Here is a 15,435-nt window from a genome sequence, read left to right as displayed (position 1 = left end):
GAATGCGGCGCCTGCTAGAACTCGTGCGCCGCTCGCGGCGGGCCAATGGCTCGCCGCTCCTTCGCAAGACGCCAGCCGGATTGGCGCGTCGGCGCTGTGTCATGCTCGTGTTGGCGCTTGCCTCTTCGGCGATGGCGGGTGATCTTCCGCCGGTCGGGCTCGCCACCACGCGCACCGACCTCAATGCGAAGGATCAGGCGCGCGTCATCGCCGTCACCAGGCCGACCACGGATTTTTCCAGGCCAGAGCAGTTCGAACTGATGCAAGGTGGCGCCGGCACGTCCCGAAAGGACGTCAGCCGCGATTCCTTCTCGCAATCCTCGGCCAACATCACCTTCGAGGAAGAGGGCGACTTCAAGCTCGGCAATGCCCTTTTCCGCAAAAACTGGGTCTCGTCGCCATCCTCGACGCAGGCGTCGGACGGGCTCGGCCCGCTGTTCAACGAACGTGCCTGCCAGAACTGCCATCTGAAGGATGGCCGCGGCCGCCCGCCGCAAGGCAACGCCGGCACCACGTCGATGTTCCTGCGGCTGGCCCGCGACGCCAGCAGCGTGGAAGACAAGGCGGCGCTTGCCGACCACAAGGTGCTCAACTTCCCCGACCCGGTCTACGGCACACAATTGCAGGAGCTCGCCGTACCCGGCCTGCCCAGTGAAGGCAGGATGCATATCGACTATCAGGAACGTAAGGTAGAGCTGACGGACGGCACTGTGATCTCCTTGCGCAAGCCGAGCTATTCGGTTGACGGCCTTGGCTACGGGCCGCTTGGCCCGCGCACCACGCTGTCGCCGCGCCTGACCCCGCCGATGATCGGCCTGGGCCTGATCGAACAGATCGCGCCGGCTGATATTCTCGCCCACGCCGATCCGGACGACAGGGACGGCGACGGCATTTCCGGCAGGCCGAACATCGTGCGCGATAGCCTGAACGGAGAACTGACGCTTGGCCGTTTCGGCTGGAAGGCACAGACCGCGTCGATCCGCCAGCAAGCGGCGGACGCCTTTGCCGGCGACATCGGCATCTCGACGCCCGAAGAGTCGAAGCATTGGGGCGATTGCACTGCTGCTGAGGTAAAATGCCTCGCCATGCCGAACGGCGTGCAGCAACGCCTTGGCCCGGTCGAGGCGCCGCCGCCGGTGATGGATCTCGTCACCTTCTATTCGCAGAACCTGGCCGTGCCGTCGCGCCGCGACCTCGATCGGCCGGACGTGCTCGCGGGCAAAAAAACATTCTACGAGATCGGCTGCATTGCCTGCCACACACCGAAATTCGTCACGCGCCGCGATACGCCCAACAAGGCGCAGGCCTTCCAGTTGATCTGGCCCTATTCCGACTTCCTGCTGCACGACATGGGGCCTGATCTGGCCGATGGCCAGGCTGTGGGCGATGCGACGGGCACTGAATGGCGCACGCCGCCGCTGTGGGGCATCGGCCTGACCGAGACGGTAAACGGCAATTCCTTCTTCCTGCATGACGGGCGCGCGCGCAGCCTGACCGAGGCGATCCTGTGGCATGGCGGCGAGGCGCAGAAAGCGCGCGACCGCTTTGCCGCCGCCAGCGCGACTGAGCGTGACGCGCTGCTCAAATTCCTGGAGTCATTGTGATGTTCAAGCGTTCTGCATTGTTTCTCGTTCTTCCGCTGGCCCTGCTGGGCGTTGTCCCTGCGTCGGCGGCGGTCAAAGCCTCCGACATCATCCAGCGGGCGATCGATGGCTTCGTCCGCCCGGCCTATGCCGGCCTGCACGAGCATGCGGAAGCCTTGACCGAATCCATGCGCGAGCTATGCGTCACGCCCTCGCAAGGAGAACTCGATGCCGCACGGTCCGAATTCTCCGCCACGGTCTATGCCTGGTCGTCAGCCGAAATCATCGGCTTCGGGCCGATCAAGGAGAACAACCGGCTGGAACGCATGCTGTTCTGGCCGGATCGCAAGAGCATTGGCCTGAAGCAGGTGCAGGCGGCGCTGTCGGCCAAGGATCCAACCGCGACCGATCCGGCACAACTGGCCGGCAAGAGCGTTGCCATGCAGGGGCTGGGCGCGCTCGAATTCGTTCTTTACGGCGACGGCGCCGATGCACTTGCCGGCAAGGATGATCCCTACCGCTGCGCTTATGGCACTGCTGTTGCCGGCAACATCGAAACCATGGCCGGTGAGGTCAGCGCCGCCTGGAACAAGCCGGACGGCTTTGCAGCGCTTTGGGCCAATCCGGGGCCGCAGAACGCGCTCTACCGCGACGGCAATGAAGCAGTGACCGAGCTGGTCGGCGTCTTCATCAATGAGCTGGAAATGGTGCGCGACGTGCGCCTGAAAGGGTTTTTCGGCGGCAAGCCGGGCGCGGACAAGCCGAAGCAAGCGATCTATTGGCGCTCGCAAAACACCACCGCGTCGCTGGCCGGCAACCTCTCCGGCATCGATACGCTGTTCCAGGCCTCGAAACTTGGCGATGCTCTGCCGGCCGATGCGCGTTGGATGGCCGAATCGATCCATATCCAGCTGGTCAACGGTGTCGCCACCGCTAAGGCCGTCAGCGGTCCAATCGACAAGGCGCTTGCCGATCCGGCATTGCGCGACAAGCTCGATCATTTCGCGCTGATCACCTCCAGCCTGTCGACCCTGATCGGCACCAGGTTGACCGCCGAATTCGGCCTGACTGCAGGCTTCTCCTCGCTGGATGGGGACTGAGCATGATCCCGAAAAGTGGAAGCCGGTTTTCGGAAAAGATCATGCTCAAGAAGAGAGATTGATCCTTGAAAACCCCTCTGATAGATCGCCGCGATTTCCTGAGAGCTGCAGGCGTTGGCTTCATGGCCGCGATGGCGCCATCGGCCTGGGCAACGACGCTTGCGGCCGACGCCGTCTTCGCCACCGCTTTCGTCAAACGCGACGGCAGCTTTGGCGCTGCCGTCCTGTCCGAGGCCGGCAAGGTCCTGCATGCGATCGACCTGCCTGATCGCGGCCACGACGTCACTTTCGATCCGATATCGAAACGCTCGGTGGTCTTCGCGCGCCAACCCGGCACCTTTGCCGTGGTTTTCGACCATTCGGGCCGTGATGCGCCGTTGACCATCGCCAGCATCGCCGGCCGGCATTTCTTCGGCCATGGCGTGTTCTCGGCCGACGGGGCGCTGCTCTATGCCACCGAAAACGACTTCGACAACGCCGCTGGCGTCGTCGGCGTCTACGATGCGCGGGCGAAATTCAGCCGTGTCGGCGAGTTCCCGACCTATGGCATGGGTCCGCACGAGCTTCTGCTCCTAGGCGATGGCAGGACGATTGCGGTTGCAAATGGCGGCATCGAGACCCATCCGGATTACGGCCGTGCCGAGCTCAACATCGCCACCATGAAGCCGTCCTACGTGCTGATAGACCGCATCACCGGAAACCTTGTCGAGAAGCATGAATTGCCGGCCGCACTGCATCAGCTGTCGATCCGCCACATGGACACCGATCCGTCCGGGACCGTCTGGTTCGGCTGCCAGTACAGGGGGCCGGGCACCGATCGTCCGTTGCTGGTCGGCCGCGCCACGCGCGGCAAGGATCTGCAACTGCTCGACATGCCGCAGGACGTTTTGTCCGGCTTCCGCAACTACATAGGCTCGGTCGCCGCCAATCCGGCTGCCGGCACCGTCGCGGTCTCTTCGCCGGAAGGCAATTCGCTTGTCGTCATCGATGCGGCCAGCGGCCGGGTCGTCGCGAACAGCGCGCTGGTCGAGGTCTGCGGCGTGGCTCCCGATGGAACCGGCTTCATGGCCACCACCGGCGCCGGCGAGATCGTCGAGGGCAGCGGTGCGACGCGCTCCGAACCGGACTATGTCTGGGACAACCACGTGCTGCGCATCGAACAGGCCGCATAGGCTACAAGCGAAGCCGCTTAACGAATTATGCACTATCCCCTTGCGGTGGCGGGCCGTGGCGGGCACAGGGAATTGTTTTTCGAACCGGTCGCTTCATGAAACTGCTTGCCATCGACTGTGCCGCCAACCTCTGCGCCGCTTGCGTCTATGACGCGACGGCGAAGCAGGAGCTTGGCCATCAGGTGCTCGATCTCGGCAAGGGCCATGCCGAGCAACTGATGGCGGTCATCGCCGAAGCGCTGGCGGCAAGCGCAACCGACTATGCAGGTCTTGGCGCCATTGCCGTCTCTGTCGGCCCCGGTTCCTTCACCGGTCTGCGGGTCGGCGTCTCGACCGCACGTGGGCTGTCGCTGGCGCTGAAGATACCGGCAATCGGGGTGACGACACTGGAGGCGCTGGCCGCCGAAGCAGCAGCGGCATTTCCCGGTCGCGCCGTGCTGGCGGTGCTCGATGCAGGCCGGGAGGAGATCCACGCGGCCTTTTACGACGAAATGTCAGTCTTGACTTACGGTCCGGCCGTGGCCACGCTGACTGACGTGGTGGCAATGGCGACGGAAACGTCTCCGGTGCTTGCCGGCACCGCGGCAGCGCTCATCAGCGCATCGGCCGGGCGCGAATTCGATGTCGGCCCTCGGACAGCCACCGCCGACATTGTCACCTACGCCCGCCTGGCTGCCGCCAAGGGCGCGGGCGAACGGCCGAAACCACTCTATATGCGCGGCGCCGACGCCAAGCCGCAGGCCGGGTTCATTCTTTCAAGGCAAGAAAATTAGATGCGCATACCTTTTCTCCAACCACGCCGCCGGGACTATGCGCTCGAGCCGCTGAGGATCGCCGACAGTCCGGCGGTCTCGCTGCTGCATCGCGAGGACTTTGTCCGCCCCTGGACCGATGGCGAATTCGCCGCTCTGTTCGAACAGGACACCGTGTTCGGCTATGCCGCGCGCGAAACCGGACAGGGCTCCAAGCCGCCCGTCGGCTTCGTGCTGGCGAGGCTTGCGGCAGGCGAGGGCGAGATCCTGACCGTCGCGGTGGCGCGATCGCATCGCCGGCAGGGATTGGGCTGGCAGTTGATGGACGCGGTGTTGCGCGAACTGCACGCGCAGCGCGCCGAAGCGCTGTTCCTCGAGGTCGACGAGACCAATGTCGCGGCGATCGCGCTTTATCGCCGGCTGGGCTTCCGCGAGGTCGGCAAGCGGCCGAATTACTACAGGTCGGCCGAACACGGACCGACCGGCGCGCTTGTCATGCGCCGCGATCTTCGCTAGCGAGACGGCCGGGATGGGGCGATGATCAAGAAAATCAGGATTTTCCTGGCGCTGGGCCTCGTTGTCGCCGGTTCGCTGGTCCTCGTGCCGTTGCAGATCCTGTCGATGAAGACCGGCTGGTGGCGGGAAACCGTCATCCTCAAGATCTGGCACAGGCTGATCATCAGGGCGCTCGGCATGCGCATCCATGTCAAGGGAACGCTGTCCGACAAGCGCCCGCTGCTGGTTGCGTCCAATCACATCTCCTGGACCGACATCATGGTGCTCGGTTCTTTTGCCGACGTGAAATTCATCGCGAGAGCCGATATGGAAGGCTGGCCCTTGATCGGCATGCTGTCGAAGTTGCAGCGCACCGTGTTCATCGAGCGCGAGCGCAAGCGTTCGTCGGGCGACCAGGCAAGCGAGATTGCCAGCCGCATGGCCAAGGGCGATGCGATGGTGCTGTTTGCCGAGGGTTCGACCGGCGACGGCAATATGGTCCTGCCGTTCAAGAGCACGCTGTTCGGCGCCGCCTCGATGGCGATTTCCGAAGGCGCGGCGGAACAGGTGTTCATCCAGCCGGTGGCGATTGCCTATACGCGCCTGCACGGCGTGCCGCTCGGCCGTCGGCATCGCCCGCTTGCCGCCTGGATCGGCGATGAGGATTTGATGCCGCATCTCAAGGTATTGCTGGCGGAGGGCGCGCTCGACGTCGAGGTGCATTTCGGCGAGGCAATCGCCTTTTCCAAGGGTTCGAACCGCAAGGAGACGTCGAAACTGATGGAAAGCCAGGTGCGTGAGATGATGCAGGCGGCGCTTGCCGACCCGCGGCCGAGCCGCTAGCCCCGGCATGCCCTTGCCGGCGCGGGCCGAGAATCGTCTGTTTTTTGTCACGGAAAGGCGTTAGAAGCCGCCTTATGGACTTGAACACGATAGAAAGCGACGACATCGGCACTACGGCTGGACAGCCGGCGGTGCTTCCCGCGGCAGCGAGAAAAGTCTTCATCAAGACCTATGGCTGCCAGATGAACGTCTATGATTCACAGCGTATGGCCGATGCGCTGGCTGCCGACGGCTATTCCGCGACCGATGCCATTGGCGAGGCGGACCTGGTGCTGCTGAACACCTGTCATATCAGGGAGAAGGCTGCCGAAAAGGTCTATTCCGAGCTCGGCCGTATCCGCGACATGAAAGCCGAGCGTGCCCTGGCCGGCCGCGAGATGCTGGTCGGCGTCGCCGGCTGCGTGGCGCAGGCTGAAGGCGCCGAGATCATCCGCCGTTCGCCGGCCGTCGACCTGGTCATCGGTCCGCAGACCTATCACCGGCTCCCGGACGTGCTGGCGCGGGTGCGCGGCGGCGAAAAGATCGTCGAGACCGACTACGCCATCGAGGACAAGTTCGAGCACCTGCCGCAGCCCAAGCGCGCCGAGGTCATCAAGCGCGGCGTCACCGCCTTCCTCACCGTGCAGGAAGGCTGCGACAAGTTCTGCACCTTCTGCGTTGTGCCCTACACAAGGGGCTCCGAAGTCTCCCGGCCGGTGGCGCAGATTGTCGCGGAGGCCGAGCGCCTGGCCGAAGCCGGCGTGCGCGAGGTGACGCTGCTTGGCCAGAACGTCAATGCCTGGCATGGCCGGGGCGAGACCAAAGGGGGCAAGACCGAAGAATGGGGCCTTGGCCGCCTGCTGTTCAGGCTGGCCGAAATCCCCGGGCTGGCGCGTCTGCGCTACACCACCAGCCACCCGCGCGACATGGATGAGGAACTGATAGCGGCCCATCGCGATCTGCCGTCGTTGATGCCCTATCTGCATCTGCCGGTGCAATCAGGCTCCGACCGCATCCTCAAGGCGATGAATCGCCGGCACACGGCGAGGGATTATCTGGCGCTGCTCGACCGTATTCGTACCGCGCGGCCTGACATCGCGCTGTCCGGCGACTTCATCGTTGGCTTCCCCGGCGAGACAGAAGCGGATTTCGAGGCGACCATGGAGCTGGTGCGCCAGGTCAATTACGCCTCGGCCTTTTCGTTCAAATATTCGCCGCGTCCAGGCACGCCGGGCGCCGAAATGCCCGACCATGTGCCGGAAACGGTCAAGGACGAGCGCTTGCAGAGACTGCAGGCTCTGCTTGTGAAGCAGCAGCAGGATTTTGGTTTGAGCCTCGTCGGAACCACCATCGACACGCTGATCGAGAAGCCCGGCCGTCAGGCCGGCCAGAAGGTCGGCCGCTCACCTTGGCTGCAGCCGGTTATTGTTGATGAAAAGGCCGGCGAAATCGGTGACATTATCCAGGTGCGAATCACGAAGACGGGCTACAACAGCCTGTTCGCCGAATTGGCCTGAGGGTCTCGGCAGATGAGGAGAGACGGTTGAGCGCAGCAGAGCTGAAGAACCTGCCCCCGGTACCGGCATCTGGGGCTTCTGACATGGCGCACATCGTTCTGACTTTCGACAACAACAAGCTTGCCAGCGCCCTTTATGGTCAGTTCGACGAAAACCTCGCTAGGCTGGAGCAGAAGCTTGGCGTCGACATCCGCTCACGCGGCAACCAGCTGACCATCAAGGGTTCGGCGTCGGCCGCCGAGCAGGCGCGCCGCGCCCTGGACAACCTCTACGGCATTCTCCAGAAAGGCGTCGATATAGGCCAGTCCGACGTCGACGGCGCCGTGCGCATGGCGATCGCCGCCGACGATCAGCTGACCCTGCCGACGCTGGAACGCAAGGGCAAGGTCTCCGCCGCCCAGATCACCACCCGCAAGAAGACGATCTATGCCCGCTCGCTCAACCAGGACGCCTATATGCGGGCGCTGGAGCGGTCGGAACTGGTGTTCGGTATCGGCCCGGCCGGCACCGGCAAGACCTATCTGGCGGTGGCGCATGCGGCGATGCTGCTCGAGCGCGGCATGGTCGAGCGCATCATTCTCTCGCGGCCGGCGGTCGAGGCCGGCGAACGGCTGGGCTTCCTGCCCGGCGACATGAAGGAGAAGGTCGATCCCTATCTGCGGCCGCTCTATGACGCGCTCTACGACATGATGCCCGCCGACAAGGTCGAGCGCGCCATTGCCGCCGAAGTGATCGAGATCGCGCCGCTCGCCTTCATGCGCGGCCGCACGCTGGCGCATGCCGCCGTCATCCTCGACGAGGCGCAGAACACCACGCCGATGCAGATGAAGATGTTCCTGACGCGCCTGGGCGAAAACTCGCGCATGATCGTCACCGGCGACCCGACCCAGATCGACCTTCCCTCGAACACCAAATCGGGCCTGGTCGAAGCCTTGCGGGTGCTGGACGGCGTGGCGGGCGCGGTCACCGTGCGCTTCAACGACGGCGATGTGGTCCGCCATCCGCTGGTGGCGGAAATCGTCAGGGCCTACGACCGGGACGCCAAGCTGGCGCGCGGCCTCGGCGCCGAGAATTGATGTTGACGATGCGACTTCATGCCTGAGGACATAATATCCGGCGACGGGAATGTTCCCGTTGACATCGACATATCGGTTGAGGCGGGCAACTGGCCCGACGAGGTAAGCCTGACGCGGCTGGTCGATGGCGCCGTCAAGGCGGCTTTTGCCGAAACCGGCGTGGCGGGCCGTTCCGAACTCAGCCTCGTTTTTACCGACGACGCCCATATCCGGACCCTCAACGCCGGCTGGCGCGGCAAGGACAAACCGACCAACGTCTTGTCTTTCCCGGCTTTTCCGTTTGCGCAAGGCGGTCCGTTGCCGCCGATGCTGGGCGACATCGTGCTGGCCGCCGAAACGGTCGCCGATGAAGCGGCACTGGAAGACAAGCCTGTCGAGAACCATATCACCCATCTCGTCATCCACGGCCTGTTGCATCTGCTGGGCCATGACCACGAGACCGAGGCCGAGGCCGAGGCGATGGAAGCCGTCGAACGCGCGGCGCTTGCAAGGCTTGCCATTCCCGACCCCTACGCGTAACTACATCTGACCAATTGACCGGACGACGATGAACGACAAACCAGAGACTGCCGCCCGCCCCGACGCCGGCAGTGCGACCAAGGCTTCCGATACGTCGGAAGAGGGATCAAGTCCGAGTACCGTAACCTCTGGTGCTAACAGTACCTCTGGTGCCAGCAGTACCTCTGTTGCCGCCGGCACCTCTGGTGCTGCCAGCACCGGCAGCGCTGCCGGCGAGACTTCGCCTGCCGGTCCCTCCCTGTTTGACCGCGTTCTGGGCCTGTTTCGGCAACGCAACGGAACCAGCCTGCGTGAGGAAATCGCCGGCGCGCTTGCCGAGACGACGAGCGATGCCGGCGCCTTCTCGCCCGGCGAACGCGCCATGCTCAACAACATCCTGCGGCTGCGCGAAGTGCGCGTCGAGGACGTCATGGTACCGCGCGCCGACATTCAGGGGGTCGAAATCACGACGACGCTCGGCGATCTCCTGGGCACTTTCGAACAATCCGGCCATTCCCGCATGCCGGTTTATTCCGAGACGCTCGATGATCCGCGCGGCATGGTCCATATCCGTGACGTGCTGGCCCACATCACCAAGATCGCGCGCGTCAAGAAGGGCCGCACGACCAGGAAAACCCCCGCTGCCACGGTTCTCGATCTTGCCCAGGTCGACCTCGCACGCACCATTGGCGACCTCAATCTGATCCGCCCGGTGCTGTTCGTGCCGCCGTCGATGCTTGCCTCCGACCTGATGGGCCGCATGCAGACGACGCGCACCCAGATGGCGCTGGTCATCGACGAATATGGCGGCACCGACGGCCTCGCCTCGCTGGAAGACATCGTCGAGATGGTGGTCGGCGACATCGAGGACGAGCATGACGACGACGAGCCGATGATCACCCAGAGCGGTGACGGCGTGTTCATCGTCGACGGCAAGGCCGAGATCGACGACGTCGCCAAGATGATCGGCGGGGATTTCGCCGCCGGTGAACATGGCGAATATGTCGACACGATCGGCGGCATGATCTTCAACACGCTTGGCCGTGTTCCGGCCCGCGGCGAGGTGGTGCAGGCGATCCCCGGCTTCGAGTTCCACGTCCTCGACGCCGATCCGCGCCGCGTCAAGCGCGTGCGCATCGTGCAGAGCCAGAAGGGTGAGCGCCGCCGGCGCGCCACCGCGCGCACCGAACAGGCGTAAGCGTTTCGCTCGCCCGATGACTGTCGAAGACCCCTTCAAGCATTCCACGCTGGGGTCCAGTGTCTTCTACAAGGACCCTCGCGCCGCGCTGGACTGGCTTGAAGCAGCATTTGGCTTTGAGCGTAGCATGGTGGTCAGCGATGCTGAGGGAAAACTCGTCCATGCAGAGATGCGATTCGGCGACAGCTACATCATCGTCGATTCCGAATGGAGCGATTATGTTGCCAGCCCGGCTTCGGTCTCGGGCAGGAACACGCAGTCGATCTATGTCAGGCTGCAGGGCGGCCTGGATGCGCATTGCGAGAAGGCGCGGGCTGCCGAGGCTGATATAATCCAGGAGCCGGCGGATCAGTTCTACGGTGAGCGCCAGTATCGTGCACGCGACCCCGAGGGTCATGTCTGGACCTTCACGCAGACCATCCGTTCGGTTCCGCGCGAGGAGGCCGAGCGGCTGGGCGGCGTTCAAATCGAGGGTTGGCACCGGTAGGGCAGGGCCGGAGCTGTGCATCTCAGCCAGCCATCCGCCGTTTGGAGCGCGGAGCGCAGCCTGTTAAATCTTGTGTCCTGATTCGCGACTCGGAAGTATGCATGGAGCGCCTCACCGGCCGGATAATTCTGCTTTGGGGTTGGCGGCGTGCGCTCGTGGCGTTTCTCGCGGGCGCTTTTGCCGTGCTTGGGCAGGCGCCTTACGATTTCTTCGCCGCCTGTTTCGTCTCGTTTCCGCTGCTGGTCTGGCTGCTCGACGGCGCCACCGGCGAAGCTTCCGGCAGTCTGTTCCGGCGTCTGCGGCCGGCTTTCGCCGTCGGTTGGTGGTTCGGTTTCGGCTATTTCCTCGCCGGCCTCTGGTGGATAGGTTCGGCGCTGCTGGTCGAGGCCGACAGCTTTGCCTGGGCGCTCCCCTTCGCTGTGGTCGGCATTCCTTTCATGCTCGCCTTTTTCTACGGCTTTGCGGCAATTGTTGCTCGGCTGCTGTGGAGCAACGACATTGGCCGCATCGCCGCCCTTGCCTTCGGCTTCGGGCTGGCGGAATGGCTGCGCGATTTCCTGTTCACCGGTTTTCCCTGGAATGCCGTCGGCTACGCGGCCATGCCCGTGCCGCTGCTGATGCAGAGCGTCTCGGTGACGGGCATGATCGGCATGAACGCGCTCGCGGTGTTCGTCTTCGCACTGCCGGCACTGCTGGCGGCACGTCGGCATCTGCGCCTCGGCGCGGCACTGTTTGTCGTGCTCGCCGCAGCCCATGTCGGCTTCGGCTATATCAGGCTTGCCGCTCCCGAGCCGCCAGCTTCACGCAGCCTGGATGTCCGCATCGTCCAGCCGGCCGTGGACCTATCGGAAAAATGGGATGCCTCGGTGCGCGACCGCATCTTCGCGGTCCTGATGGGGCTCTCGGCCAAGGCGCCGGACCCAGGCCATCAAAAGCCGCAGCTGATCCTGTGGCCCGAAACCTCGGTGCCGTTCCTCTTCACCGAGCGTCCGGACGCATTGACGGCGCTGGGGGACATGCTCGGACCCGGCCAGATGCTGATTGCCGGCGTCGTTCGCGAGGAAGGCGGTTCGGCCGCGAATGCCGACAGCCGTTACTACAACTCCGTGGTGGCGATCGACGACAAGGGTGAAATCACGGACGCAGTCGACAAGGTTCACCTGGTGCCGTTCGGCGAATACCTGCCTTTCGCCGATCTGCTCCAGCGTTTCGGCATCGAGCAACTGGTTGCCGGGCCGATGAGTTTCGCGGCCGGCAATGAGCGCCACGCCATCACGCTGCCCGATGGCATCCGTGCGCTGCCATTTATCTGTTATGAGGTGATCTTTCCCGATCTTGTGGCAGTTGACGCTGCGTCAGCGCAGCTTATTGTGAACGTTACCAACGATGCGTGGTTCGGCGACACGCCGGGTCCGTATCAGCATTTCAGGCAGGCCCAGATCCGCGCGGTGGAAAATGGATTGCCATTGGTACGTGCTGCCAACAACGGCATCTCGGCCGTCGTCGATCCGCGCGGGCGCATCGTCGATGCGCTTGCGATCGACGCACGCGGCGCCATCGATGCCCACATACCGATTTCCGGACAGGCGCTCATATCTCCCGGCCAACGGCGCATTAACGGAATGCTGATCATGTTGCTGTTTGCCGTTGGGGCGGCGCTGTTGAACGTAAGGCAAAGGCTACGGGTGAATTGACAGCCAACACATTAGAAACTCATACTGTAAGTGCCTGAAAATTTCTCGAAGCCGGTGGATCGTTCTGTTGGGGCAGTTGCCTCCGGCTTTGTTTGGGCAGGAAAAAAATAGAGAAAGCCGAAAAAATTCGGCGAGGAAAAAATGACAGAAGACAACAAGAAGAAACCGAATCCGATCGACATCCATGTTGGCAGTCGCATTCGGCTTCGCCGTAACATGCTGGGAATGAGCCAGGAAAAGCTGGGAGAAAACCTCGGCATCACATTTCAACAGATTCAGAAATATGAAAAAGGCACCAACCGCGTCGGCGCCAGCCGATTGCAGGCGATCGCGTCCATACTCGGCGTGCCGGTCGCCTTCTTTTTCGAGGATGCGCCCGGCCAGGAGCCCGTGGCGGGCCGCGGCTTTGCCGAGGACGCGTCGATGGCTTTCGCTGTCGAATTCTGCGGCAGCCCTGAAGGCCTTCAGCTCAACCGGGCCTTTGTCAAGATCGCTGATGGCAAGGTGCGCCGCAGGATTATAGACCTGGTCAAGTCCCTCTCCGCCGACGATCCCGACTGAGCCTCAATCACGCCAGCACCGGCGGCGTCTTGTCGCTGGTGGCACAAGATAACTGCATCGACATTCATGCCAGAGCCGAAGCACCGCTTGACGAGCGGCGCTTCGCCCCGCTAACACGTGGCGCGCCAAAATCGGCAGCCTGCCGATCGTTTTTCAAGAGGGGACACCCGTGACGCGGCAGAACTACTTCTTCACCTCGGAATCCGTTGCCGAGGGCCATCCCGACAAAGTCTGTGACCGGATTTCCGACGAGATCGTCGATCTGGTCTATCGCGAAGCCAAGAAGACCGGCATGGACCCGTGGAAAGTCCGTGTCGCCTGCGAGACGCTGGCCACCACCAACCGTGTCGTCATCGCCGGCGAAGTGCGTGTTCCCGACACGCTGCTCAAGAGGGACAAGGCAGGCAATATTCTCAAGGATGCCGCCGGGCATCCGGTCGTCAATCCGGCCAAGTTCAAGTCGGTCGCCCGCAAGGCGATCCGCGAAATCGGCTACGAGCAGGCCGGCTTCCACTGGAAAACGGCGAAGATCGAGGTTCTGCTGCACGGCCAGTCGCCTGACATCGGACAGGGCGTCGACAATGCCTCCGACCGTCAGGGCGAAGAGGGTGCCGGCGACCAGGGCATCATGTTCGGTTACGCCTGTCGCGAGACGCCGGATCTGATGCCGGCGCCGATCTACTACAGCCACAAGATCCTCGAACTGCTGGCTGCCGCCCGTCACGAAGGCAGCGGTGAAGCCGGCAAGCTCGGCCCGGACGCCAAGAGCCAGGTCACCGTTCGCTATGTCGACGGCAAGGCCGCCGAGGCGACGCAGATCGTGCTGTCCACGCAGCATCTTGATGCGAGCTGGGATTCGAAGAAGGTCCGCAAGGTCGTCGAACCCTATATCCGGGAGGCGCTGGGCGAGCTGAAGATCGCTGACAACTGCATGTGGTACATCAATCCGACCGGCAAGTTCGTCATCGGCGGGCCGGACGGCGACGCCGGCTTGACCGGCCGCAAGATCATCGTCGACACCTATGGTGGTGCCGCACCGCATGGCGGCGGCGCCTTCTCCGGCAAGGACACCACCAAGGTCGATCGTTCGGCGGCCTATGCGGCGCGCTACCTGGCCAAGAACGTCGTGGCGGCGAAACTCGCCGATCGCTGCACCATCCAGCTTTCCTACGCCATCGGCGTTGCACAGCCGCTGTCGGTCTATGTCGACTTGCACGGTACCGGCAAGGTCGACGAGGCAAAGCTCGAGGAGGCGCTGCGTACGGTGATGGATCTGTCGCCGTCGGGCATCCGCCGTCACCTCGATCTCAACAAACCGATCTACGCCAAGACGTCGTCCTACGGCCATTTCGGCCGCAAGGCCGGCCGTGATGGGTCTTTCTCCTGGGAAAAGACCGATCTCGCCAAGGCGCTCAAGGACGCGGTCGCCGCCTGACAGCGGCGCCGCAGAGTCCCGCCATGGATCCGAAGGACAGACCAAGCCGCGCGACCGAAGCTTTTTTCGGTCGCCGGCGTGGCAAAACCATGCGTCCGCAGCAGGCGGCCGCGCTGGAAAGCGGCTTCGAGACATATCGGCTCGATCTGACGGCTGAACCGCCGACCGATCTCAGCACTCTGTTTGAAGCCTATGTTGGCGCGGTTCGCCTCGAGATCGGCTTCGGCGGTGGCGAGCATCTGCTGCATCGTGCGACCGAGGCGCCCGCGATCGGTTTTATCGGCGTCGAGCCCTTCGTCAACGGCATGGCCAAGATGATGATGGCGGTGCGCGAGAAACCGCTCGCCAATCTGCGGGTTTATGACGACGACGCCACAAGACTGCTCGACTGGCTGCCGCAAGCCTCGCTCGACGGCATCGATCTGCTCTACCCCGACCCCTGGCCGAAGAAGAAACACTGGAAGCGGCGTTTCGTCAGCCCGGTCAATCTCGAGCGGTTCGCGCGTGTGCTGAAGCCTGGTTCAAAATTCCGCTTTGCGTCCGACATCGACACCTATGTCAACTGGACCCTGCTGCATTGCCGCGCGCACGGCGCGTTCGCATGGCAGGCTGGCGAGGCGGTGGACTGGCACCGGCCCTATGAAGGCTGGCCGAGCACCCGTTACGAGGCCAAGGCCATTCGTGAGGGCCGGCGACCGGCCTATCTCACCTTCATTCGGAAATAGGCTCGCGGTCTTAGAGCAACTCCAGGCAAAGTGTGAAACGGTTTTCCGTCCGGAATTGCGTCAAAGCTAGAAGCGGCGGCCGATGCGATCGAAGGCGGCAGGCTCGACGCCGAGGTTGCGCAGGTCGCCGGCGCGCGGCCTGCGACCGGCTTCCACGGCCCGTGAAGCGGCAACGGCGCTGCCGAATACGGTGAAGAAGTCGCCTATTGCAGAAAATATCTTGCGATTGCTCATGATCATATCCTTTCGCGCACGTGTGACGCATGGCCACATTTATGCAGCGCAACATAAGTAGGTGCGTTTCAGCGCCAATCCCATGG

The 15,435-nt window shown here is 63.4% G+C and carries 16 protein-coding genes; 15 read left to right on the top strand and 1 reads right to left on the bottom strand.

Annotated features, from left to right (window positions below; translation table 11 throughout):
- The first annotated feature begins 2 nt into the window (after positions 1–2).
- The 15 genes from MESCI2_RS0129420 to trmB all read left to right on the top strand — a co-directional run bounded on the left by MESCI2_RS0129420 (position 3) and on the right by trmB (position 15,115).
- Entirely contained in the window at positions 3–1,604 is a 1,602-nt protein-coding gene (locus MESCI2_RS0129420; protein ID WP_027039591.1) for a di-heme oxidoredictase family protein, read from the top strand.
- Entirely contained in the window at positions 1,604–2,683 is a 1,080-nt protein-coding gene (locus MESCI2_RS0129415) for an imelysin family protein (RefSeq protein ID WP_027039590.1), read from the top strand. The genes MESCI2_RS0129420 and MESCI2_RS0129415 overlap by 1 nt, the downstream gene beginning before the upstream one ends.
- A gap of 65 nt (positions 2,684–2,748) precedes the next feature.
- Entirely contained in the window at positions 2,749–3,855 is a 1,107-nt protein-coding gene (locus tag MESCI2_RS0129410; RefSeq protein ID WP_027039589.1) for a DUF1513 domain-containing protein, read from the top strand.
- A gap of 95 nt (positions 3,856–3,950) precedes the next feature.
- Positions 3,951–4,628: a tRNA (adenosine(37)-N6)-threonylcarbamoyltransferase complex dimerization subunit type 1 TsaB gene (gene tsaB / locus MESCI2_RS0129405; RefSeq protein WP_027039588.1), complete on the top strand. Its 678-nt coding sequence runs from the start codon at positions 3,951–3,953 to the stop codon at positions 4,626–4,628.
- Positions 4,629–5,123: a ribosomal protein S18-alanine N-acetyltransferase gene (gene rimI / locus MESCI2_RS0129400; RefSeq protein WP_027039587.1), complete on the top strand. Its 495-nt coding sequence runs from the start codon at positions 4,629–4,631 to the stop codon at positions 5,121–5,123.
- A gap of 21 nt (positions 5,124–5,144) precedes the next feature.
- Complete coding sequence (locus MESCI2_RS0129395) at positions 5,145–5,945, top strand: lysophospholipid acyltransferase family protein (protein WP_027039586.1); 801 nt, start codon at positions 5,145–5,147, stop codon at positions 5,943–5,945.
- A 74-nt stretch (positions 5,946–6,019) separates the two neighbouring features.
- The gene (miaB, locus tag MESCI2_RS0129390) at positions 6,020–7,441 is read left to right on the top strand and encodes a tRNA (N6-isopentenyl adenosine(37)-C2)-methylthiotransferase MiaB (protein WP_027039585.1); all 1,422 of its coding nucleotides are present in this window, start codon (positions 6,020–6,022) and stop codon (positions 7,439–7,441) included.
- A gap of 83 nt (positions 7,442–7,524) precedes the next feature.
- Complete coding sequence (locus MESCI2_RS0129385; RefSeq protein ID WP_224699087.1) at positions 7,525–8,517, top strand: PhoH family protein; 993 nt, start codon at positions 7,525–7,527, stop codon at positions 8,515–8,517.
- Positions 8,518–8,535: 18 nt separating this feature from the next.
- Positions 8,536–9,036, top strand: coding sequence for an rRNA maturation RNase YbeY (ybeY, locus tag MESCI2_RS0129380; protein ID WP_027039583.1), 501 nt, complete (start codon positions 8,536–8,538; stop codon positions 9,034–9,036).
- Positions 9,037–9,064: 28 nt separating this feature from the next.
- Positions 9,065–10,213 (top strand): hemolysin family protein, encoded by a 1,149-nt coding sequence (locus tag MESCI2_RS0129375; protein WP_027039582.1) that lies wholly within the window; start codon positions 9,065–9,067, stop codon positions 10,211–10,213.
- Positions 10,214–10,229: 16 nt separating this feature from the next.
- On the top strand, positions 10,230–10,700 hold the full coding sequence (locus MESCI2_RS0129370) for a VOC family protein (RefSeq protein ID WP_027039581.1): 471 nt from the start codon (positions 10,230–10,232) through the stop codon (positions 10,698–10,700).
- A 101-nt stretch (positions 10,701–10,801) separates the two neighbouring features.
- Positions 10,802–12,394, top strand: a complete 1,593-nt coding sequence (gene lnt, locus MESCI2_RS0129365) for an apolipoprotein N-acyltransferase (RefSeq protein WP_027039580.1) — start codon at positions 10,802–10,804, stop codon at positions 12,392–12,394.
- 141 nt (positions 12,395–12,535) lie between these two features.
- The gene (locus tag MESCI2_RS0129360; protein ID WP_027039579.1) at positions 12,536–12,955 is read left to right on the top strand and encodes a helix-turn-helix domain-containing protein; all 420 of its coding nucleotides are present in this window, start codon (positions 12,536–12,538) and stop codon (positions 12,953–12,955) included.
- 169 nt (positions 12,956–13,124) lie between these two features.
- Positions 13,125–14,390: a methionine adenosyltransferase gene (metK, locus tag MESCI2_RS0129355; RefSeq protein WP_027039578.1), complete on the top strand. Its 1,266-nt coding sequence runs from the start codon at positions 13,125–13,127 to the stop codon at positions 14,388–14,390.
- 23 nt (positions 14,391–14,413) lie between these two features.
- Positions 14,414–15,115 carry a tRNA (guanine(46)-N(7))-methyltransferase TrmB gene (gene trmB / locus MESCI2_RS0129350; protein WP_027039577.1) on the top strand — a complete coding sequence of 234 codons (702 nt, stop codon included), beginning with the start codon at positions 14,414–14,416 and terminating at the stop codon, positions 15,113–15,115.
- 66 nt (positions 15,116–15,181) lie between these two features.
- Here trmB and MESCI2_RS1000000137625 read toward each other — a convergent pair whose 3' ends face one another.
- Positions 15,182–15,349, bottom strand: coding sequence for a hypothetical protein (locus MESCI2_RS1000000137625; protein WP_081738978.1), 168 nt, complete (start codon positions 15,347–15,349; stop codon positions 15,182–15,184).
- Positions 15,350–15,435 lie beyond the last annotated feature (86 nt).

This window comes from Mesorhizobium ciceri WSM4083 (genome assembly GCF_000519305.1).
GTDB lineage: Bacteria > Pseudomonadota > Alphaproteobacteria > Rhizobiales > Rhizobiaceae > Mesorhizobium > Mesorhizobium ciceri_B.
The sequence above is the reverse complement of the archived record's forward strand: the minus strand, read 5'-3'. Positions and strand labels throughout refer to the sequence as shown.